This window comes from Bacillus sp. LNXM12-1 (assembly GCF_003004375.1).
In the GTDB taxonomy this organism is placed as follows: domain Bacteria; phylum Bacillota; class Bacilli; order Bacillales; family Bacillaceae; genus Bacillus.
The window spans coordinates 592,392-612,369 of record NZ_PVWX01000002.1; the positions used below are offsets into that span (position 1 = coordinate 592,392).

Here is a 19,978-nt window from a genome sequence, read left to right on the forward strand (position 1 = left end):
AATGATCTTTATTTTAGCCCTTTGTCTTCTTTTCAGCGTGATAGAAAACCTTTGAAGTCTAGGAAGGACGAGCACCGAAGCGGAGCGAATTTAACATTCGTGAGCATCGGCGCACAGGACTGACACCGAATGCGAGGGTTTGTCTACACGCTGAAACCCTCTCCTTTGAGAGGGTTTTTTCGTTTACACATATATATCATTCACTTTTAAAATTTTTCATTTATGACTAGCCATTTATGCTATAATTAATAATCATTCTCAATTAAAGGTGGTTTCACAAGTGAAAAAAATGATTTGGCTGGTCAGTCTGCTAGCATTATTATTAGTGGCATGCGGGCAGAAAGAGAATAAAGAGCAAGCAGCAAGTACACGTACATATACAACTGAAACGGGTGAAAAGATCACCATTCCCGCCAAGCCGAAGCGTGTTGTTGTGTTAACAGCGCAGCTTGGAAACTTTAAAAAGTTAGGTGTGACACCTGTTGGCATGACAGATGTTTACCCAGAATCGTCGTTTTTAGATGAATCAGGTGTGAAGCGGGTACCGATCGAAAATGTAGAGGCGATTGCCAAGCTAAAGCCTGATTTGATCATTGCATATTCCCAAAACGAACAGATTGAAAAGTATAAAAAGATTGCCAAAACGATCACGTTTACGACAAGTGAACACAGCTTCAAAGAGATGCATATTGAAATCGGAAAGATTCTTGGAAAAGAAGCGTTAGCGAAAAAACAAATACAAGAAATGGACGAGCAGCTGAAGAAAGACGGCAAAGAGGTCAAAGCAAAAATTGGTGATGACAAGACGTTCTCCATTATGGACGTGCAGCCAAAGCAAGTATACTTATTTGGTACAGACTTTGGCCGCGGCGGGGAAGTCATCTATCAAGGCTATGGGTTCAGCTTGCCTGAAAAGGCAGAAAAAGCTCTTCCGAAAGAAGGCTATCTTGGTATTTCATTAGAAGAGATGAACCAGTATACAGGTGACTATTTACTTGTACCCACAAAGGATGGAAAAGCACCGAATCTTGATATCACAAACAGCGGTGTATGGAAGAAAAATCAAGCAGTGAAACAAGGACATGTCCTGTACTATTCAATTAATGAATTTATCTATGCGGATCCAATCTCAATTGAAAAACAGTCTGCTGCGTTTAAACAAATGCTGCTCAAAAAATAATAGAAAAAAGACAAAGCACATAACATGGGGCTTTGTCTTTTTTCTTCTTGTCATCTCTTAAAATACTGGTCATAAGACTCATTTCTTCCCTTTACAGGCGTATTTGTTGAGCCTGCTGGCTGTATATGATTAACATGGAAGAGAATTGACAATGAGGAGGGATTTCTTGTGGCGAAGATTTTATTGATTACATTTCCAGCTGAAGGGCATGTGAACCCTATGTTAGGGATCATCAAAGCATGGGCGGATCGAGGAGATGAAGTACATGCGGTCACAACTGTACATTATGAGCAGCGAATCAAACGCTTAGGAGCTCACGTACATAAACATCCAGACTATATTCGTACATTACATGTGGATGAAGGAAATCTCGATTCCATGCAGCCGTTCTTTCATGCCATGCTGCAAACATCATTTGATATTTTAGAGGTGGTGGAAACACTTTCTCAGCAGCATTCATTTGATTTTGTCTATTTTGATATGTTTGGGGCAGGAGAGCTTGTTCGAGATTACTTACAAATTCCAGGGATCGGCTCAAACCCATCTTTTGTGCTGCAAGAGGCGCATTTTGATACACCGCTATACAGAAAGGATGAGAAAGCCGATCATCTGTTAGAAAACATACAAGAGCGTTTTGGCGTTCAGCCAACGCGTTTGATGCAATTCATGAAAAACCGCGGAGAGCTCAATATCGTGTATACAAGTGAATATTTCCAGCCGTCTGTCGATGCAGTGAACGACTCGTTTGTTTTCATTGGACCGAGCTTTCTAAAAAGGGCAGATCAGCATGATTTCCCGCTGGAAGCACTTGAGCAAGAAAAAGTCGTCTTTATTTCGATGGGCACCGTACTTGGGGATACAGAAGCATTTTTTAATATGTGTATTGATGCCTTTGCCGACTTTGACGGAAAAGTGGTGCTCGCAACAGGTGAAAAAGTGGATCGGTCTCTCTTGAAAGAGGCGCCTTCTCATTTTCTGATAGAACCTTATGTACCGCAGCTTGAAGTGCTTGAGCTGACAGATGTGTTTGTGACCCATGGCGGAATGAACAGTGTCAATGAAGGCATTCATTATCACGTTCCGATGGTCGTCATTCCGGTCGACAAAGATCAGCCGATGGTCGCACAAAGACTGACAGAGCTATCTGCTGCCCGTGCACTTGATAAAGATCAGCTGACAGCAAAGCAGCTAAGAGAAACGGTGGAATCTGTTCTGGGAAGTGACACGTACCGTGCTGGGATTGAAAAAATTGAAGAAAGCTTCCAAACAGCAGGTGGAACAGAAAAAGCATTGCGGGTGATCGATCAATTGTTGCAAACGAAACAGACTCAATCGTGAGTCTGTTTTTTTGATAAAAAAAGAGATTGTATTCCCCATTTCTGTATGATATTATTCAATTCGTAATCATTTCGATTAATAATCGTAATGATTACGATAATATAAATTTGGGGGAAGTACATATGAGTGATCAGCCTGTTTACATAAAGAAAAAGCAATCCTATGTAACATACACCTTGATGCTGTTTTCAGTCATGGCATGTTTTTTATTGGCATCATGCTCTGATAATAAAGCATCTTCCAGCATGAATGACAGAGAAGAAGATGAACTGGTGTATGCAAGTACAAAAGATATAAGGGACATCAATCCCCATTTATATGGTGGAGAGATGGCCGCTCAAAATATGGTGTTTGAATCGCTTGTCGTCAATACAGAGAAAGGCGTTCAGCCTGCCTTAGCGAAGAGCTGGGATATTTCAAAAGATGGAAGGACCTACACCTTTCACCTTCGAAAAGGCGTGACTTTTTCAGATGGCGAGCCTTTTAATGCAAAGGCAGTGAAAATGAACATGGACGCTGTCGTTAAAAATATTGAAAAGAACGCTTGGCTTAATCTCGTATCCGAAATCAAATCCACAAAGGCGGTGGATGACGATACATTTGTTCTTACGTTAAAAGAGCCTTATTACCCTACGTTAGAAGAACTGGGCTTAACACGCCCCTTCCGTTTTATTTCTCCAAAAAGCTTCATTGATGGAACGACAGCAAAAGGAGTTCAAAGCTATGCAGGCACAGGTCCTTATGTGCTAAAGGAACATAAAAAAAATCAATTTGCCGTTTTTAAAGCGAATGACCACTACTGGGGGAAAAAGCCAAACATTTCAACAGTAAAGTGGAAAGTCATGCCGGATCACCAAACGATTTTACTTGCCCTGCAAAAAGGAGAGATTGATCTCTTATTTGGAGCAGATGGCGACATGATCGACGGAGACTCATTCCAGGCTTTAAAGGAAGCAGGTCAATACGGTGTGACCGTGAGTCCTCCTGTTGGTTCAAGATCGATCGTCATCAATTCAAACCAGCCAATGACAAAAGATCCGAAAGTCAGAGAAGCGTTTCAATATGCCATTCAAAAAGAGATGATCACAAAAGGCATTTTAAATGGAACGGAACAGGTGGCACATACGCTGCTTGCCCCGTCCGTTCCTTACGCAGATATCCCGCTGAAAAAGAAAACCTATCAAAAAGAGAAAGCAGAGGCATTACTGGATGAGGCAGGCTGGAAGCTGAAAGAAGACGGCTACCGCTATCAAAATGGCAAAAGGCTGAGTGTCGCCATTTACTATAATTCCGATAATGCAGGTGAAAGAACGATAAGTGAATCCATTCAACAAGATTTCAAGCAAGTGGGGATCAAGCTGGATATTAGAGGAGAAGAAAAACAGGCGTTTTTAGATCGCCAAAAAACAGGGAAATTCGATCTGATGTACTCGCTATCGTGGGGACTTCCTTATGATCCACAAACCTATGTTTCTTCGTTCCGCGTAGCATCGCATGCTGATTATCAAGCCCAGTTAGGATTGAAGAAGAAAAAGTGGCTGGACGAGACGATTACGAAAGTATTGGTAGAACCAGATGAGCAAAAGCGGAAACAAATGTATCGAGACATCTTGACGTATATCCATAATGAAAATGTCTACATCCCAATTTCTTATTCTGTGACAAAGGCTGTTTATAATAAGCGCCTGAAAGGCATAGGTTTTCATGTGTCACAGTATGAAATTCCCTTTGACCGTATGTATTTTTCTTCATAAAGCGGAGGCAGAAAGATGACACGCTATCTCTTAAAACGAATATTACTGCTTTTCCCACTCATGATCTTCATCACCTTCTTTGCTTTTGTCCTGCTGACGATGCGGGCAAGTGATCCAGCTGAGGTCGCTTTGCGGGTGAATCAAGTCACTCCAACAGAAGACATGATTGAATCGATGCGGCAGGAGCTAGGCTTAGATCAGCCATTTCTTATACGATATGCCACATGGCTTAAAGATGGATTAACAGGTGATTTTGGCAGGAGTTATGTTACACAAGAGCCAGTTTTTGATCTCATCATGGAGGCGCTGCCTGCCACATTGCAGCTTGCGGGAGCAGCGCTCTTTTTCATCATTGTATTGAGTTTGTTATTCGGAGTGATCTGTGCATATGCTGCTCATACATGGGTGGACCGAGTACTGAGAGCCTTTGTGTTTATCGCTGCTTCAATGCCTAGTTTTTGGTTAGGGATTTTGTTTATTTGGCTTTTTTCTGTCAAATTCAATTGGGTCAATACGAGTGGAATGGAAGGATTCAAATCAATTCTTCTACCAGCTGTCACACTATCACTTGGGTACTTATCAACCTATGTGAGACTGATCCGCAATCAAATCCTGAAATTTCAGCACGAGCCATTTGTTTTTTATGCAAGAGCTCGCGGTTTAAAGGAACGGGCTGTTCAACTGAAAGTGATGAGACATGCACTTCAATTAGCTGTGACAGCACTTGGCATGTCTATCCCAAAACTCATTGCTGGCACAGTTATTATTGAAAATCTTTTTGCTTGGCCAGGGGTTGGCCGGTTGTGTGTAACAGCTATTTTTCATGCCGATTTCCCTATGATTCAAGCCTATTTATTTGTGATGGGGTTCCTTTTTGTTGTGTGTAACCTCATGGCTGATGTTGTGCAAATGACCATGAATCCGCAGTTGCGAAAGGAGGTCTGAGAATGATGATAGGATGGCATCAATTAAGAAAAGACCGTATGGCGGTTGTTTCTATCTGGCTGTTAGTACTTGTCGCTTTAGCAGGACTGCTTGCACCAGTGTTAGCACCACATGATCCAACAGAAACGAACATTCTTCAAAAATATGCCGGCATCAGCCTGACTTATCCGCTCGGAACGGATCAGCTCGGGAGATGCGTATTGTCACGGCTTTTATATGGCATTCGGACTACGATGCTTGCGGCCATGCTGACGATGTGTATCACGATGCTCATTGGCAGCACACTTGGACTCATGGCAGGCTTCTTCCGAGGAAAAGTGGATGGCGTGTTGATGAGACTGTGTGATGTCATGCTCTCCTTCCCAGCAGAAGTAATGATTCTAGCTGTTGTGGGGATACTGGGGCCTGGATTATTCAATATTATTTTGGCGAATGTCCTAGCGAAATGGGCCTGGTATACAAGAATGATTCGTTCGTCCGTTCTGCAGTATGCGAATGAACCTTCTGTTCAGTATGTAAAAGTGTCTGGCGGCTCCCCATTTTACATACTGAGGAAGCATTTATTTCCTCGCATTTCAGGAGAAATTGCTGTCTTTGCGACACTTGATGCGGGCTGGGTCATCTTAAATATATCTGCTCTGTCTTTTCTTGGGTTAGGCGTGAGCGCACCTACACCGGAATGGGGGATGATGCTCAACGAAGCGAAGAATGTCATGGTGACACATCCAGCCCATATGCTTGCGCCTGGACTTGCCATCTTATTTGTGGTCATGGCGCTGAACTTTTTAGGAGACAGCCTTCAGCAGGCCACGACCCCTGCCATGCATCACAACAATCAAAAGGGAGGGAGACCATTTGCCTTTCATCGACGTAAAAAATCTGTCCGTACATGATCCAGTGCAGCAAAAGGATTTAGTGGCGAACATAACGTTCTCCCTACAGCAACAACGTTGTTTAGCTGTTATTGGAGAAAGTGGAAGCGGAAAATCAACCGTCGCAAAAGCGTTAATTGGCTTGATTCCTTCTTCGCTAGAAGTGGAGGGAGCGATCATGTTTGACGGCGAAACATTGACAACTCAGACAGCTGAGCAGTGGCGAGGCAAACGAATTGGCTTCATCTCACAAGATGCGATGAATGCGTTCAATCCCATCGAAACCATTGGTCATCAAATGATGGAAACGTTCCAGCGTCATTTGGGCTTACAAGGAAAAGAAGGGAAAGCACATGCCATCGCAGGACTTGAGCGTGTTCATTTAAAAAACCCAAATGAATTGTTGAAGCAATATCCTTATGAATTATCTGGCGGTATGCTTCAGCGAGTGATGATTGCGATCACGATGATGCTTTCTCCTGATGTGATCATTGCCGATGAGCCAACGGCGTCGCTTGATGCATATAATCGGCGTGAAGTCATCATGCAATTACAGAGGCTGAAAGAAGAAACAGGCGCGGCCTTGATCATCATTTCGCATGATTTAGGCGTCGTTCAGGCGATCGCTGACGAGGTGTTGGTGGTGCATCAAGGCGAAATGCTTGAGCATCGCCCAGCTGATAAGGTATTCACATCGCCTGAGCATCCTCAAACGAAGCATTTACTTGAGACGAGGCGCCGATTATCTGCGCCTCTTGAAGCACTGCGGCAGCAGCAGAGAGTGAGGGCATTTCCATGTTGATTACAGCTGATAGCCTCATCAAACATGGAGAGAAGAAAGGTTTCTTCTCTCGACAAATGCAGTCAAAACCACGCATATCAAACGTCTCGTTTGAAATCGAAAAAGGACAATGTGCCGGGTTAGTCGGTGAAAGCGGCAGCGGCAAAAGTACATTGGCAAGAATTCTGCTCGGTTTAGAAAAAATAGATGGCGGCAAGGTACAGATTGATGGAAAGCCAGCTGACACATGGCGAAAGATGAACCTTGGAAAAATGAGTGTTGTCTTTCAGGATTATCGATCTTCTGTTCACCCCTCCTTTACGGTGAAAGAAATCGTTGCTGAGCCTATGCGATTGTTAAAGCAGGAAAAAAATGTGGATCAGAAGGTTTTATCGTTGCTTGAACAAGTCAGACTACCCTCTTCTTTGCTGTATCAATATGCACATCAGCTAAGCGGCGGTCAGCTCCAGCGAGTGTGCATCGCACGAGCCATATCAACGCATCCAGCCATTCTCATACTAGACGAAGTCCTGAGCTCACTGGATGTCTCTGTTCAGGTGCAAATATTGGAGCTGCTCGAGACATTAAAACAAGAGCTAGACATGACCATCCTTATGATTACTCATGATATAGAAGCGGCGGTGTATCTATGTGATCGTCTCCTTTTTTTACATGAAGGAAGCATAGTGGAAGAATGCAAAAAGGATGAACTGCTTGATGCGGTCCACCCATTTACGCTGAAATTAATGGACTCACTTATGCCATTTCAGCTTGACAAAAAATAACCAATCTTTTATCGTATACGTAACAAACGACGGAAGGGTGACCCAATGCAATGAAGTACTAATCCTATGACCTGTAAGCAAAATGAAAAAACGAAGGCAGTGAGCAAACGATTGGTTTGCCATGTTTGCTGCGTTTTCATTTTTTAGCTTCGGAATAGGATGGTACAGCTTGGGAATCAAAGAATGAGGTGATTGATACGGGGGGATGTGTGTGTTCAGATAGGAACGCGGCACGTCATCCTGGATTGATCTGCTTATTTTTGTACACCATTTTGCCTCCTATTCTGAGAATGGGAGGCTTTTTCATGTCTCCTGATACGAAAGGAGAGGGTTGGATGTTAGTAAAAGCCAATCAGTTAAAGATTTTTCGAAAAGATCGATTGTTATTTGATATTGAGGAGCTTGCCATCCATCAAGATGACCGCATCGGCCTTGTTGGAACAAATGGCAGCGGGAAAACGACTTTATTGCATGTGCTGGCTGGGCAAGAGAAACCAGACAGTGGCACGTTTGCTGCCACAACGACCTGCACACTGCTTCCTCAGCTGAAACAAGCGGATGGCACACAGAGTGGTGGTGAGATGACCCAGACTTATATTGAAAGCGCGTTAAACCGTCCTTCTGCCCTTTTATTAGCAGATGAACCAACGACTCATTTAGATACAGAGCACATTGAGTGGCTGGAAGAGAAGCTGCATCATTATCAAGGGGCCCTCATTGTCGTTTCACATGATCGTGCTTTTTTAGATGCGGTATGTACGGAGATTTGGGAGCTGGATCATGGACGGCTTAATCAATACAAAGGCAACTACTCGCAATTTGCACAGCAAAAAGAGCTGGCGCATCGTCAGCAGGTGGAAGCGTACGAAGCTTATACACAAAAGAAAAAACAGTTAGAGCATGCGCTTGAAAAGAAAAAGAAAAAAGCCGACAAAGCAACAAAGCCATCCCAAAAGCTGAAATCCTCAGGGCCAAAAATTGCAAAGCCCTACTATGCAAATAAGCAAAAAAAGCTGCAAAAAACAGCCAAATCCATTGAGACAAGGATGGAGAAATTAGAAAAGGTTGAGAAAGTAAAAGACATTCAGCCCATTCAAATGACTCAGCATACAATGAAGGAAGTAGCGAGCCGTACTATTTTGCGAGTGAAAAATGTAGATGGCAAGGCGGGCGATCAATTGCTTTGGAAGCAGGCAAATGTGGAAGTGAGAGGCGGGGACAAAGTCGCCATTATCGGCAAGAATGGGAGCGGGAAAACGACATTTCTCCGAATGCTAGTGAATGGGCATCCCGGAGTGTCTCGCTCAGAAGCTGTCAAGCTCGGCTATTTTCGTCAGGATCTTTCAGGATTGAAGGTAGATGAATCGATTTTACAAAATGCGCTGAAAGAGGCTGTTCAAGATGAGACAGTGGTACGAACGGTTTTAGCGAGACTGGGATTTCGAGGGGATGATGTGCATAAACCTGTTAGGGTGTTAAGCGGGGGAGAACGGGTGAAGACCATGCTTGCGTCCTTGCTTGTCAGCGATGCCAATGTCCTCATGCTGGATGAACCGACAAACTTTCTAGATCTGTCGGCAGTTGAAGCGCTTGAAGGTCTATTGAAGGATTACCCAGGTACCGTTGTGTTTGTTTCCCACGATCGCAGACTGGTTGAGGAGGTGGCCACTCGCATTTTCCATGTTCATGAAAAGCGTATTGAAGCATTTGACGGCACATATGAAGCGTATAAACAAAAGGACGACAAACCAGCTGTTACACAAAGAGAAGAGGAGCTTCTTTTAATTGATATGCAGCTGTCTGAAGTGCTCAGCCGTTTAAGTATTGAGCCGTCTCAGGAGCTGGAAGAGACATTTCAAGCATTATTGAAACAAAAGAAGTCTTTGGAGTCATAAAGAAAACCCCTGTGTTTACTGCACAGGGGCTTGTTCATGCCGTTCTTTTGTTAATTGTTCAAGTTCACTTACTGTGACCAGCTGATAGCCTTGTTTGGTGAGCTCATGGATGATCTTCACTGCTGCTTGAGCTGAGCTGTCATAAATATCGTGCATTAACACTGTTCTGCCATCTGCTGCATGTGAGAGAACATGGTTTGTGATCTGCTGACTGTTGCGAATTTTCCAATCCTCTGGATCAACATCCCATAAAGAGACCTTCATCCCAACCGCTTGATTGATGTCTTGATTTGTTCCACCATATGGCGGTCTAAAGTGCGTAGGTGTATACCCGCTCGCTTTCTCAATCAACTGCTGGGTGTCCTTCACTTGTTTCACCGCCTCCTTTAAAGGCAGTCTTGTTAATAAAGGATGACTGTAAGAATGGTTTCCGATTTCATTCCCGCCTTTTAGAATATCTGCAAGCATACTAGGATAATACTGCACCCTGCTGCCTAATACGAAAAAGGTCGCATGTCCTTTATTTGCCTTTAATGCATCTAAAATTTTTGATGTTGTCGCTGGGTTCGGACCATCATCAAATGTGAGGGCGATGGCTTTTTTATTTGGGTCAAGCTTTGATTTTTGCGGCAGCTTGACGGCTTTTCTTTTCGGATTTGGTTCTTTCATTTCATTTTGGTTTTTGGTTTTATTCATATATTCTGGCTTTAATATATCTTTCAGCAGCGTCTTTTTAATCGCGAGTGTTTGCGGACCAAGATCCTTGTCGGCTACTTGAGATGCTGGGAAATAAAATTCTACATATTTCTCTTTCAAGGCAAATTGACTGAAGTTTTGAGCAGTAGGGGCTGTTCCTTTCTGAAGGAGAGTCTGATCCTTAGATAAGGTTTTGTCCTTTTGAAGCTCTGAATATGTAATGTAGGATAATTTCTTCAAAAAGTTGGTTTTAGGCAGAAATAAATCTTTTGTGTCAAGAAAGGTTTTTTTCTGAAAATCATAGTTGATCGTGAGATGATTGGTGGTCCCATTTTGCTGACCTGTATAGGTATAAGTCGTAAAGCGAATAGCAGCAGACTGCTTCGCATAATGCACCATATCATAATCAATATTCAGTTCAAAGCGTTTGTTTTCATCGATGTCCTTGGCTTCACTAAACGTCTTTTTGAAATGCTCTAATGCTGAATTGGCGTAGCTTTGAATCTTGTCATCTAGCTGTTTTTGATGAAAAAGAGGATAGTTGACTGCATATCTCATAAATTTCCCGTCATTTACGAGAGTAACGATTTCGACGTTTTTATAGTTCGTATCCTGCTTTACATTTTTCTTCTCTGTACCGCTTGCTTGTTGATTTTGAAAGAAAGCAACGACTCCAATGATGATCGCAAGTGCAAATAGGCTGATACTCCATTTTCCCTTTAATGACACAACGTTCAAATCTCCTCTCATGACGGGCCATTCTTTATCAGTTTGACATCTGTTTGTAATATTTTTATAACATTTGACTTACTTTTGTAATTTTAGAGGATGTTCAGGCGGAATGTCAACTATTTTCCTATTAAACTATGAGAAAAAATGATAGGCCATTCCAAACGAGCAAAAGACACCTCATTTTGCTGCCACGCACATACCTTCATTAATTAAAAAATAGGGTGTACATTGATTTTTCAGAGGCAGACGGCTATAATTTTGATGATTATGATTCTCATTTTCAAACTGACTTTTAATGAAGAAAAGGATGACACCGATTTTGCAGGATAAGCGAACACCTCAACAAAAACGATCATCACATATTCTGTTCTTTTTGATATTTTTTCTCGCCGTCATTGGTTTGGCGGCTGCCATGTTTTTGGCTGTGTCATATGGTGCCAAAACATTGTCTCTGCAAACGGTTTGGACAGCTGTATTTGACTATCAGTCAGATGTCACAGAGCAGCAGATCATCCATGAATTAAGACTTCCTCGTGTTTTAGGAGCAGCTCTTGTTGGAGCGGCATTTGCCGTAGCAGGTGCGCTCATGCAAGGCATCACAAGAAACCCGCTGGCAGATGCGGGGATTCTGGGCATTAATGGCGGTGCGATGTTTGTGGTCGCTCTCTGTTTTGCCTTTTTCCCAGAAATGCCTTATTCGGCACTTATGTTTTTTTCCTTTATTGGTGCAGTGCTTAGTACGCTGCTGATCTTTGCGATTGGGGCGGCTGGTGGAGTTTTGACACCGCTGCGCTTAACTGTAGCAGGAGCCGTTGTGGCTGCATTGCTTCATGCGCTTAGCTCTGGGATCGCGATTTATTTTGACTTGAGTCAGGACCTTGCGTTTTGGTATGCAGGCGGTGTGGCTGGTGTGAAATGGCCGCAGCTGACGATTCTTGCCCCAGTCATTCTGATAGTGATCGTATGGGCGATGCTATTAGGGCGTTCACTGTCGCTGCTGTCGCTCGGTGAAGATGTAGCGGCAAATTTAGGGGTGAAAACACGACAAGTGCGAATACTAGGAATGGCAGCTGCCGTATTATTAGCAGGGGTTTCTGTATCAGCAGTCGGATCGATTGGGTTTGTCGGTCTTGTCATCCCGCATATCGCAAGAAAGCTGGTTGGTGTAAACTATCGTTTCGTCATTCCGATGTCGGCGATATTAGGCTCGGTGCTGCTAGTCTTTGCTGACCTTGCCAGCCGCACCGTTAATCCGCCCCGAGAGCTTGCCATTGGCGTGATGGTGGCACTTGTCGGTGTTCCTTTCTTCTTATATATTGCCAGAAAAGAAGGGAGGAACCTGTCATGAGAGAGAAACAGCGGGCTCTTGTCGTGACAGTCGTTTTGCTTTGTTTGACTGCGGCTGTTGTGCTGTATAGCTTAAATACCGGCACGCTGAAACTAAGTCCTCTTGTGGTCGTCAAAACGTTATTCGGCTTTGGGGATTTTCAAAGTGAAACGGTGCTGTTTGACTATCGTCTGCCTCGAATCGTGGTGACGATGCTGGCGGGAATTGGTCTTGGCATTGCGGGCGGCATTTTGCAGAGCTTATCTCGTAACCCGCTGGCCGATCCAGGAATTATTGGACTGAATGCAGGAGCAGCATTTGGCTTAATCGTGTTTGTGACGTATTTCCATGCACTAGAAGGCAATCCATCTCTTCTTATTCCGCTCTTTACATTTGGCGGAGGGCTTCTTGCGGCAGCGGTCATCGTGCTTCTGGCGTATAACCGGCAGGAAGGGCTTGTTCCCATCCGGCTGATCCTAGTAGGAATTGCGGTTGCGGCGGGATTCAGTGCTTTGACGTTATATTTGTCATTGAAGCTGGATGAAGATACTTACACATTTGCTTCAAGATGGCTTGTCGGCAATGTCTGGGAGAGAGACTGGATTCATGTGTTAGCGCTTCTGCCTTGGATTGTATGCCTTGTGCCGCTTACGCTGATGCAGTCAAACACGCTCAATGCATTGACATTAGGAGATGCTGTCGCCTCAAGTGTAGGTGTACGTGTCCAGCGTCAGCGTCTCCTTTTGCTGACCTTAGCTGTTGGTTTGGCGAGTGCAAGTGTTTCGATGACAGGCGGTATTGGTTTTATTGGACTTGTCGCCCCGCATTTGGCAAGGCGGCTTGTCGGCTCACTCCATCAGTATTTTTTACCGGTTAGTGCGCTGCTTGGCTTGTTGATTTTGGTCAGTGCCGATACAATAGGACGTTCCATCTTTGCCCCAAATGCCATACCAGCGGGTGTGGTTGTGGCTTTTATTGGCGCACCTTATTTTCTCTATTTATTAACAAAAACGAAATAAACGTGAAAGAGGAACTCATCATGAAAAAATTACTTGTGCTTGGTTTAACGCTCTGTTTCATTATGCTTGCCGCTTGTGGTCAACAGGAAACAAAGAATACAACAACTCAAAATGATCATGGAACACCGAAAATTGCTTCCTTGTCTATCCATTTAACCAATGACTTATTAGCACTCGGTATCAAGCCGGCAGGCTCTGTTGTAGGAGGGGACTTAAAAGATTTCCTTCCACATGCGAAAAAGCAGCTGAGTGGTACGAAGAAGCTGGGCATCGCAGCCGATCCCGATATGGAGTCACTGCTTGCATTACAACCAGATGTCATTTATGTCGATGAAGAACTAGCTGGACAAGACTTATCGAAATATAAGAAAATCGCCAAAACGGAAGTGTTTAATTTAAATGACGGCACTTGGCGTGATCATTTGAAAAAAATCGGCAAGCTCGTCAATAAAGAAAAAGAAGCCGATCAATATATTCAGGATTACAATCAAGAAGCAAAAGAAGTCAAATCGCTCATCAAACAAAAGATTGGAAACGGGAAAGTAATGGCGATCCGTGTGACGGCAAAGGAGCTTCGAGTATTTAGCATGAAGCGCCCAATGGGTCCTATTTTATACGAGGATTTAGGTCTGACACCTGTCGATGGTGTGAAGAAACTGGACAGCAAGCGGCCATTTGAAGTGATTTCTCAAGAGGTTCTTCCTGACTATGATGCAGATGCTATCTTTGTCGTCGTGAATCGTGATGATAAAGCGCAGCAGGCATTCAAGCAATTAGAAAAGACTCCGATTTGGAAGGGTCTAAAAGCCGTGAAGAAAAATCAAGTCTATCCGATTGCCGATCAGCCATGGCTCGATTACTCAGCACTAGGCAATAAAATGGCATTGGATGAAGCAAAAGAGATGTTTTCTACATCAAAATAAAATGAAATCAGGCATCATTCCTTATATGGGAATGATGTCTCTTTTTTTGATCCGGTCTTCTATTCATTCGGTTTTTGCATACATATGAGAGAGAACGAGCAGTACCGCCCGTGAAGGGGAAGAAAGGGAGGGGATACAGTTGAAGGTTCAAAAAATTAGTGCAGGTACAATCGCAAGGCTTGTGCTGCTTTTGCTCGCGCTTGTCAACAGTGCTCTAACCGCTGCGGGAAAAAGCCCAATTCCTATTGATGAAGAAGGTATTCAGCAATTTATCACGTTAGCCTTTCTTGGGATTACATCACTATGGGCCTATTGGAAAAACAATGATATAACGAAAAAAGCACGAACAAAAAAAGAAGAATAAGAGAAAAAAGAGCCTTTTCATGATAAAAGGCTCTTTTTCAGCGAAGCGTCAAACGCCTCTCCCCGCAATTTGACTCTTCCTGAAAGGCTTACGCCCGTCGTTCTCCCATGTTGGCGAGGAATGCTTTTACTTCCTCAATGCTTAAGCCGATAGCTTTCGCCTCACTCATCAGACGCTTCCACTCTGATATATTCGAATCCGTCAGCTTTCTATGAGTGACATGTAACGTCTTTTCTTCCTGCTCCTTTCGGTACGTTTGGAGCAGCTGATAGAGTTCTTCTTTCGGCATGCCGGATTGGACGGCATTGACGATATGCTCCCGCCATTCGTGTTCACCACCCTCAGAGTAATGAAACATCATCGTCTCTGCATCAAACAGCTCTTGTAAATCAATTTCTAGTGAAGAGGATACCTTTTTTAAAAACTGGACAGATGGATTTCTGTGGACACCACGCTCAATTTTACTTAAATACGACTTAGAGACATGGGCATCTTCAGCCAGCTGCTGAATGGAGTATCCTTTCCTCTTTCGGTAAATGCGTATCACCTTTCCTATCATTCTTATCAATGATCTCCCTTCTCCCTGGCGAATCGTACTGCGACCTTTTCGTTCATTATAAGAAATAAATTGTTCTTTATAAAATTCAAAAACGTAAGAAACAGGAAGTAAACAAAAGAAAACGAACGATTTCGTTCTTTAAAAAGAACTATAAGACCTATTATGACATTTTTCTTTGCGGGTATTATCTTTTATAATCCAATCATTAACAAAAAGAAACCATATATAACCTTTTTATGATGAAATCGGGAGGTATCTATGAATGAGAATATAGGTTTTAAGCAGCTGTTTTCTGTCATTAAAGAGAAAATGGCCCTTCTGATTCTGATTGTCCTGATCGTAACGGGCACTTCAGCCTACTATCAGTTCTATGTCTCGACTCCTGTATATCAGGCAACCACTCAAATTCTTGTTCATAAACGCAGCAATGACGCACAAGCAAACTTAAACGATATTCAGATGAACCTTCAATATACACGTACCTTTCAAGTTTTATTAAAAAGTCCGATCGTCATTGAAAAAGTAAAAGAAACACTCAACCTCACAGAATCAGCTGAAGGATTAAAACACAAAATTGCCACAAGTACAGAAAATGAGTCTGAGGTCATCAATATTTCTGTACAAGATGAGGATCGCGCAAAGGCAGTCGCCATTGCGAATACCGCAACAGAGGTGCTGCAAGAAGAAATCAAAAAAACCATGAATATGGATCGCATTAATGTTTTGTCTGAAGCCAAGCTGTCCAATACGATTCTCATGAATTCAAGAAAATTCGTTCATATCGTTCTGGCACTAGGTGCCTCTTTATTAGGGGGGATGACACTCATCTTCTTAATGAATTTACTCGATGATACTGTAAAACGAACACATCAAATAAGAGAAGAGATCGGATTGCCGTCGCTCGGAAGTGTCTATCAGATGCAGGCAGACAGGAGGGCAAAAAAAGACAAGCAGTCCGTCATAACGGGAGGACAGAACATTGATCTTTAAGAGGAAGAAAAGAGAAAAGAGAGATTTATCCTGTATTTCTGTATTAAATCCTCACTCTGTCATTGCAGAACAATTCCGTACAATCCGAACTAACATCGAATTCACATCAATCCAAACAAGGCTGAAATCCATATTGGTGACATCCTCCTTGCCGAAGGAAGGGAAATCATTTACGGCTGCAAACCTAGCAGCTGTTTTTGCACAGCAGAAAAAGCGGGTGCTGCTGATGGATGCTGATTTGCGAAAGCCGTCTGTTCATGAATATTTTGACCTGAGTCATCACACGGGTTTGACCAATGTACTATTAAATAATTGCAGCTTGGAGGAAGCTATTTTGCCTACACCCATTGAGCATTTAGAGCTGCTTCCGAGCGGAACCATTCCGCCGAATCCAGCTGAGCTGCTCTCCTCTTCTGTCATGAAGCAGCTGTTTTATGAAATTGAACAGCAATATGACATGGTGATTGTTGATTCCGCGCCGCTTCTGCCAGTGGCCGATGCAAAGATCCTGGCGAACCGGACCGATGGGAGCATTCTTGTTGTCTTAAGCGGCAAAACAAAGATAGCGGCTGTGAAGAAATCAAAAGAAGTGTTAGAAGGAACAACAGGTAAACTGCTTGGGGCTATGCTAAATGGCAAGAAAGAGAAAAAGGGAAGGCTGTATATGTATTAACAAGATTGATAGGTGATGTCTCCTAATCTTTAACAATGGAGGCACTCGATCCTGCTGTGGGCATGACAAATGCCTTAGATGCTCGTCATCAATAGTGGGGTGTGAGGACGGGTTTGATGCCCATTTTACGTAAGAATAGTGATGTTGAAAAAGGGGGAGGAGCGTTGACTTACGCCCAAAGATTATCAATCATCGTGGCACTAGATTCATATCTCATCTTAGTGGCTGTCTTTTTTGGCTTTCAATTTGTCCAAGAAGCGGCGTTAACTGTTTATACATTTGAAATGCTCGTCATTTCTTCGCTCAGTCTGCTCATTGGGCACCATTTGTTTTCGTATATTTTTCACGTGTACAAGCAAGTATGGGCTTATACAGGGGTAAGAGAGCTATTTTCTTTAATGAAGACCTTTGTGTGTTCTTTTTTATTTTCAATGGCAATGCTGTACCTTTTCGTGCAGACATGGCCCTTTCGGTTTTTGTTCATTGTGTGGCTTTTCCACGTATTATTCATCGGTGCATCTCGAATGGCCTCTCGGCTATTTCATGATGGTGCAAAGCGGCTGCAGGTAGAAAAGGAGCGGGCCTTAATCATTGGCGCCGGATCAGCCGGGACCATCATCGTTCGTCAGCTTCAGCAATCGAGTGATGTACATATTGAACCAGTCGCCTTCATAGATGATGACAAGACGAAGCATAAGCTTGAAATCATGGGACTGCCTGTTCTAGGGGGAAAAGAACAGATTCAAACAGCTGTTGTGATGATGGATATTCAAAAGATCATCATCGCCATTCCGTCCAAAAGCAGCCATACCTTAAAAGGGCTGTATAAGGAATGCGTAGCGACTGGGGTCAAAACGCAGATCATGCCAGAGATGGAGCAGATTTTAAAAGGAACTCATGCGCTGAATCAATTACGGGATGTACAGCCAGAGGATTTACTCGGAAGAGAACCGATTCAATTAGATTCAAGCCGTCTATCTGTCCATTTAAAGGGGAAAACGATTATGGTCACAGGAGCAGGCGGATCGATTGGGTCAGAAATCTGTCGTCAAATTTGTGTGTTTGCTCCTCAAGCGATTGTGCTTGTGGGACACGGGGAATTTAGCATTCATTCTATTTTACTAGAGCTGAAAGAAATTTATGGGGACACCATCAGTCTCTATCCACAAATTGCAGATATCCAAGATAAACAGAAAATGAGTGAAATCGTTCGTCAGTTTCAGCCGGATATGATTTATCATGCCGCGGCACATAAGCACGTCCCGCTCATGGAGATCAGTCCAAAAGAAGCAGTGAAAAACAATATTATCGGGACAAAAAATGTCGCAGAAGCTGCACATGAGCATGGCATTGAAACATTCGTCCTCATTTCCTCTGACAAAGCGGTCAATCCTGCCAATGTGATGGGCGCCACAAAGCGATTTGCTGAAATGCTGATCATGCAAATGGGGGCAAGCAGTGAAACAAAATTTGTAGCGGTTCGATTTGGAAATGTACTCGGAAGCAGGGGAAGCGTCATTCCAATTTTTAAGAAACAGATCGAACAAGGCGGGCCGGTCACGGTCACGCACCCAGCCATGACAAGATATTTTATGACCATTCCAGAAGCATCAAGGCTTGTCATTCAGGCGGGTGCACTGGCAGAAGGAAGACAGATTTTTGTATTAGATATGGGGGAGCCAGTGAAAATTGTTGACCTCGCAGAAAACCTCATTCACCTCTCAGGCTATACCACAGACCAGATTCCGATTACGTTCACAGGCATTCGTCCTGGGGAGAAAATGTATGAAGAATTACTCAACCAGCATGAAAAAGCACAGGAACAAATTTTTCCGAAAATTCATATCGGTCATGCGCTGGATGGGGACCCATATGTGCTGAACCGCTTTATCCATGAATTTGACATGATGAGTGAAGAGCAAATGAGAGAAGCATTGTTTGCTGCCATCGAATCGCATGATTTGTTGTCTGAACAGATGACCAGAGAGGAGGAAGCGCTTGCCAATGAAGAAAAAAGTCTTGTTTTGCGCAACAGTTGACTATCATTTTAAGGCATTTCACCTTCCATATTTCCGGTGGTTTCAGGAACAAGGATGGGAAGTGCATACAGCAGCAAATGGTCAGCTGGAGCTGCCCTATGTGGATCAAGCGCACTCAATTCCGATTCAGCGCTCCCCTTTTCATGTGCACAACCGGTTTGCGTATGTGGAGCTGAAGAAGCTGTTAGCGAAAGGGCACTACGACTTCATCCATTGTCACACGCCAATGGGAAGTGTCATTGGCAGACTTGCAGCCAAAAGTGCGCGCAAAAAAGGGACGAAGGTTCTTTACACAGCACACGGCTTTCACTTTTGGCAGGGGGCGCCGCTTCAAAACTGGCTGCTCTATTATCCGATTGAGCGATGGCTCGCCCGCCATACAGACGCTTTGATCACTATTAATGGAGAGGATTTTAAAAGAGCAGATCGTCTATCAAAAGAGCGTTCATCTGTCTATTATGTTCCCGGTATGGGTGTGGATATGAAACGATTTGCACCAGTTGATGAAAAAGAGAAGCAGCGTCTTCGTGCAGTCTATGGCTTTTCCTCGGAAGATTTTATTGTGCTGTGTGCTGGTGAATTAAATGCAAATAAAAACCAAGGGATGCTCATCAAAGCATGTGCCCAGATATATAGGAAAATATCAAATGTGAAGATCGTATTTGCCGGGGAAGGCACAATGAGGCCGATGTATGAAAAGCTGGTTTGCGGGCTCCATCTTGAAAAGCATGTCCACTTTGCTGGTTTTTGCAAACAAATTGAGGAATGGATGCATATGAGTGATGTATGTGTGTCGACTAGTTTGAGAGAAGGGCTCGGCATGAATCTGCTTGAAGCAATGTCTGCGGAAAAGCCGGTCATTGCAACAGAAAATAGAGGACACTGTGAGCTGATCAGACATGGCGTCAATGGTTTTTTAGTCAAACCGCATGATGTAAATGGCTTGGCTGAATATTTGCACCAGCTCTATCACAAAAGGGATCAGCTGCCCCTCATGGGAAAAGCGGGACGCTCCTTAGCGCATGCATTTGCACAGGAGCAGGCGGTGAGTGCTATGGAAGAAATTTATACAACCTATATGGATCAAGCAGAGAAGGTGATGTGAG

The 19,978-nt window shown here is 43.5% G+C and carries 18 protein-coding genes; 16 read left to right on the forward strand and 2 right to left on the reverse strand.

Going from position 1 to position 19,978, the window contains the following annotated elements:
• The first annotated feature begins 289 nt into the window (after window positions 1-289).
• From C6Y07_RS10475 to abc-f, 8 genes are all read left to right on the forward strand, one after another.
• Window positions 290-1,180: an ABC transporter substrate-binding protein gene (locus tag C6Y07_RS10475; protein WP_060597723.1), complete on the forward strand. Its 891-nt coding sequence runs from the start codon at window positions 290-292 to the stop codon at window positions 1,178-1,180.
• A gap of 168 nt (window positions 1,181-1,348) precedes the next feature.
• Window positions 1,349-2,518, forward strand: a complete 1,170-nt coding sequence (locus tag C6Y07_RS10480; RefSeq protein WP_066030336.1) for a macrolide family glycosyltransferase — start codon at window positions 1,349-1,351, stop codon at window positions 2,516-2,518.
• A 122-nt stretch (window positions 2,519-2,640) separates the two neighbouring features.
• The gene (nikA, locus tag C6Y07_RS10485) at window positions 2,641-4,272 is read left to right on the forward strand and encodes a nickel ABC transporter substrate-binding protein (RefSeq protein ID WP_066030337.1); all 1,632 of its coding nucleotides are present in this window, start codon (window positions 2,641-2,643) and stop codon (window positions 4,270-4,272) included.
• Window positions 4,273-4,287: 15 nt separating this feature from the next.
• Window positions 4,288-5,217 (forward strand): nickel/cobalt ABC transporter permease, encoded by a 930-nt coding sequence (gene opp1B, locus C6Y07_RS10490; protein WP_034660061.1) that lies wholly within the window; start codon window positions 4,288-4,290, stop codon window positions 5,215-5,217.
• 5 nt (window positions 5,218-5,222) lie between these two features.
• The gene (gene opp1C, locus C6Y07_RS10495; protein WP_066031726.1) at window positions 5,223-6,110 is read left to right on the forward strand and encodes a nickel/cobalt ABC transporter permease; all 888 of its coding nucleotides are present in this window, start codon (window positions 5,223-5,225) and stop codon (window positions 6,108-6,110) included.
• Window positions 6,073-6,891 carry an ABC transporter ATP-binding protein gene (locus C6Y07_RS10500; protein WP_060597347.1) on the forward strand — a complete coding sequence of 273 codons (819 nt, stop codon included), beginning with the start codon at window positions 6,073-6,075 and terminating at the stop codon, window positions 6,889-6,891. Before opp1C ends, C6Y07_RS10500 begins: the two co-directional genes overlap by 38 nt.
• Window positions 6,885-7,655, forward strand: a complete 771-nt coding sequence (locus C6Y07_RS10505) for an ABC transporter ATP-binding protein (protein WP_060597346.1) — start codon at window positions 6,885-6,887, stop codon at window positions 7,653-7,655. Before C6Y07_RS10500 ends, C6Y07_RS10505 begins: the two co-directional genes overlap by 7 nt.
• A 335-nt stretch (window positions 7,656-7,990) precedes the next feature.
• Entirely contained in the window at window positions 7,991-9,550 is a 1,560-nt protein-coding gene (abc-f, locus tag C6Y07_RS10510; RefSeq protein ID WP_212040910.1) for a ribosomal protection-like ABC-F family protein, read from the forward strand.
• 15 nt (window positions 9,551-9,565) lie between these two features.
• On the opposite strand, the gene C6Y07_RS10515 is transcribed toward abc-f, so the two are convergent.
• Window positions 9,566-10,975: a polysaccharide deacetylase family protein gene (locus C6Y07_RS10515; RefSeq protein ID WP_106071378.1), complete on the reverse strand. Its 1,410-nt coding sequence runs from the start codon at window positions 10,973-10,975 to the stop codon at window positions 9,566-9,568.
• A gap of 322 nt (window positions 10,976-11,297) precedes the next feature.
• On the opposite strand from C6Y07_RS10515, the gene C6Y07_RS10520 reads away from it, so the two are divergent.
• The 4 genes from C6Y07_RS10520 to C6Y07_RS10535 all read left to right on the forward strand — a co-directional run bounded on the left by C6Y07_RS10520 (window position 11,298) and on the right by C6Y07_RS10535 (window position 14,611).
• Window positions 11,298-12,326, forward strand: a complete 1,029-nt coding sequence (locus tag C6Y07_RS10520; RefSeq protein ID WP_181185428.1) for a FecCD family ABC transporter permease — start codon at window positions 11,298-11,300, stop codon at window positions 12,324-12,326.
• Entirely contained in the window at window positions 12,323-13,324 is a 1,002-nt protein-coding gene (locus tag C6Y07_RS10525) for a FecCD family ABC transporter permease (RefSeq protein WP_106156668.1), read from the forward strand. The genes C6Y07_RS10520 and C6Y07_RS10525 overlap by 4 nt, the downstream gene beginning before the upstream one ends.
• A 17-nt stretch (window positions 13,325-13,341) precedes the next feature.
• Window positions 13,342-14,247, forward strand: a complete 906-nt coding sequence (locus C6Y07_RS10530; RefSeq protein WP_060597722.1) for an iron-hydroxamate ABC transporter substrate-binding protein — start codon at window positions 13,342-13,344, stop codon at window positions 14,245-14,247.
• A 139-nt stretch (window positions 14,248-14,386) separates the two neighbouring features.
• On the forward strand, window positions 14,387-14,611 hold the full coding sequence (locus C6Y07_RS10535; RefSeq protein ID WP_034660052.1) for a phage holin: 225 nt from the start codon (window positions 14,387-14,389) through the stop codon (window positions 14,609-14,611).
• An 88-nt stretch (window positions 14,612-14,699) separates the two neighbouring features.
• Here C6Y07_RS10535 and slrR read toward each other — a convergent pair whose 3' ends face one another.
• Window positions 14,700-15,170 (reverse strand): HTH-type transcriptional regulator SlrR, encoded by a 471-nt coding sequence (slrR, locus tag C6Y07_RS10540; protein WP_034660051.1) that lies wholly within the window; start codon window positions 15,168-15,170, stop codon window positions 14,700-14,702.
• 258 nt (window positions 15,171-15,428) lie between these two features.
• Here slrR and C6Y07_RS10545 point away from each other — a divergent pair, with 258 nt between their 5' ends.
• The 4 genes from C6Y07_RS10545 (at window position 15,429) to C6Y07_RS10560 (ending at window position 19,977) form a co-directional block, all read left to right on the forward strand.
• Window positions 15,429-16,160 (forward strand): YveK family protein, encoded by a 732-nt coding sequence (locus C6Y07_RS10545; protein ID WP_034660050.1) that lies wholly within the window; start codon window positions 15,429-15,431, stop codon window positions 16,158-16,160.
• Window positions 16,150-16,833 carry a CpsD/CapB family tyrosine-protein kinase gene (locus C6Y07_RS10550; protein WP_034660048.1) on the forward strand — a complete coding sequence of 228 codons (684 nt, stop codon included), beginning with the start codon at window positions 16,150-16,152 and terminating at the stop codon, window positions 16,831-16,833. The genes C6Y07_RS10545 and C6Y07_RS10550 overlap by 11 nt, the downstream gene beginning before the upstream one ends.
• Window positions 16,834-16,997: 164 nt before the next feature.
• Window positions 16,998-18,872: a polysaccharide biosynthesis protein gene (locus tag C6Y07_RS10555; RefSeq protein ID WP_106156670.1), complete on the forward strand. Its 1,875-nt coding sequence runs from the start codon at window positions 16,998-17,000 to the stop codon at window positions 18,870-18,872.
• The gene (locus tag C6Y07_RS10560; protein WP_106156672.1) at window positions 18,838-19,977 is read left to right on the forward strand and encodes a glycosyltransferase family 4 protein; all 1,140 of its coding nucleotides are present in this window, start codon (window positions 18,838-18,840) and stop codon (window positions 19,975-19,977) included. Before C6Y07_RS10555 ends, C6Y07_RS10560 begins: the two co-directional genes overlap by 35 nt.
• Window position 19,978 lies beyond the last annotated feature (1 nt).

Coding starts and splice junctions, on each gene's coding strand:
- C6Y07_RS10475 (WP_060597723.1), top strand. CDS start 290: ATGATTTGGCTGGTCAGTCTGCTAGCATTATTATTAGTGGCATGCGGG.
- nikA (WP_066030337.1), top strand. CDS start 2,641: ATGAGTGATCAGCCTGTTTACATAAAGAAAAAGCAATCCTATGTAACA.
- opp1B (WP_034660061.1), top strand. CDS start 4,288: ATGACACGCTATCTCTTAAAACGAATATTACTGCTTTTCCCACTCATG.
- opp1C (WP_066031726.1), top strand. CDS start 5,223: ATGATAGGATGGCATCAATTAAGAAAAGACCGTATGGCGGTTGTTTCT.
- C6Y07_RS10505 (WP_060597346.1), top strand. CDS start 6,885: ATGTTGATTACAGCTGATAGCCTCATCAAACATGGAGAGAAGAAAGGT.
- abc-f (WP_212040910.1), top strand. CDS start 7,991: ATGTTAGTAAAAGCCAATCAGTTAAAGATTTTTCGAAAAGATCGATTG.
- C6Y07_RS10525 (WP_106156668.1), top strand. CDS start 12,323: ATGAGAGAGAAACAGCGGGCTCTTGTCGTGACAGTCGTTTTGCTTTGT.
- slrR (WP_034660051.1), bottom strand. CDS start 15,170: ATGATAGGAAAGGTGATACGCATTTACCGAAAGAGGAAAGGATACTCC.
- C6Y07_RS10545 (WP_034660050.1), top strand. CDS start 15,429: ATGAATGAGAATATAGGTTTTAAGCAGCTGTTTTCTGTCATTAAAGAG.
- C6Y07_RS10560 (WP_106156672.1), top strand. CDS start 18,838: ATGAAGAAAAAAGTCTTGTTTTGCGCAACAGTTGACTATCATTTTAAG.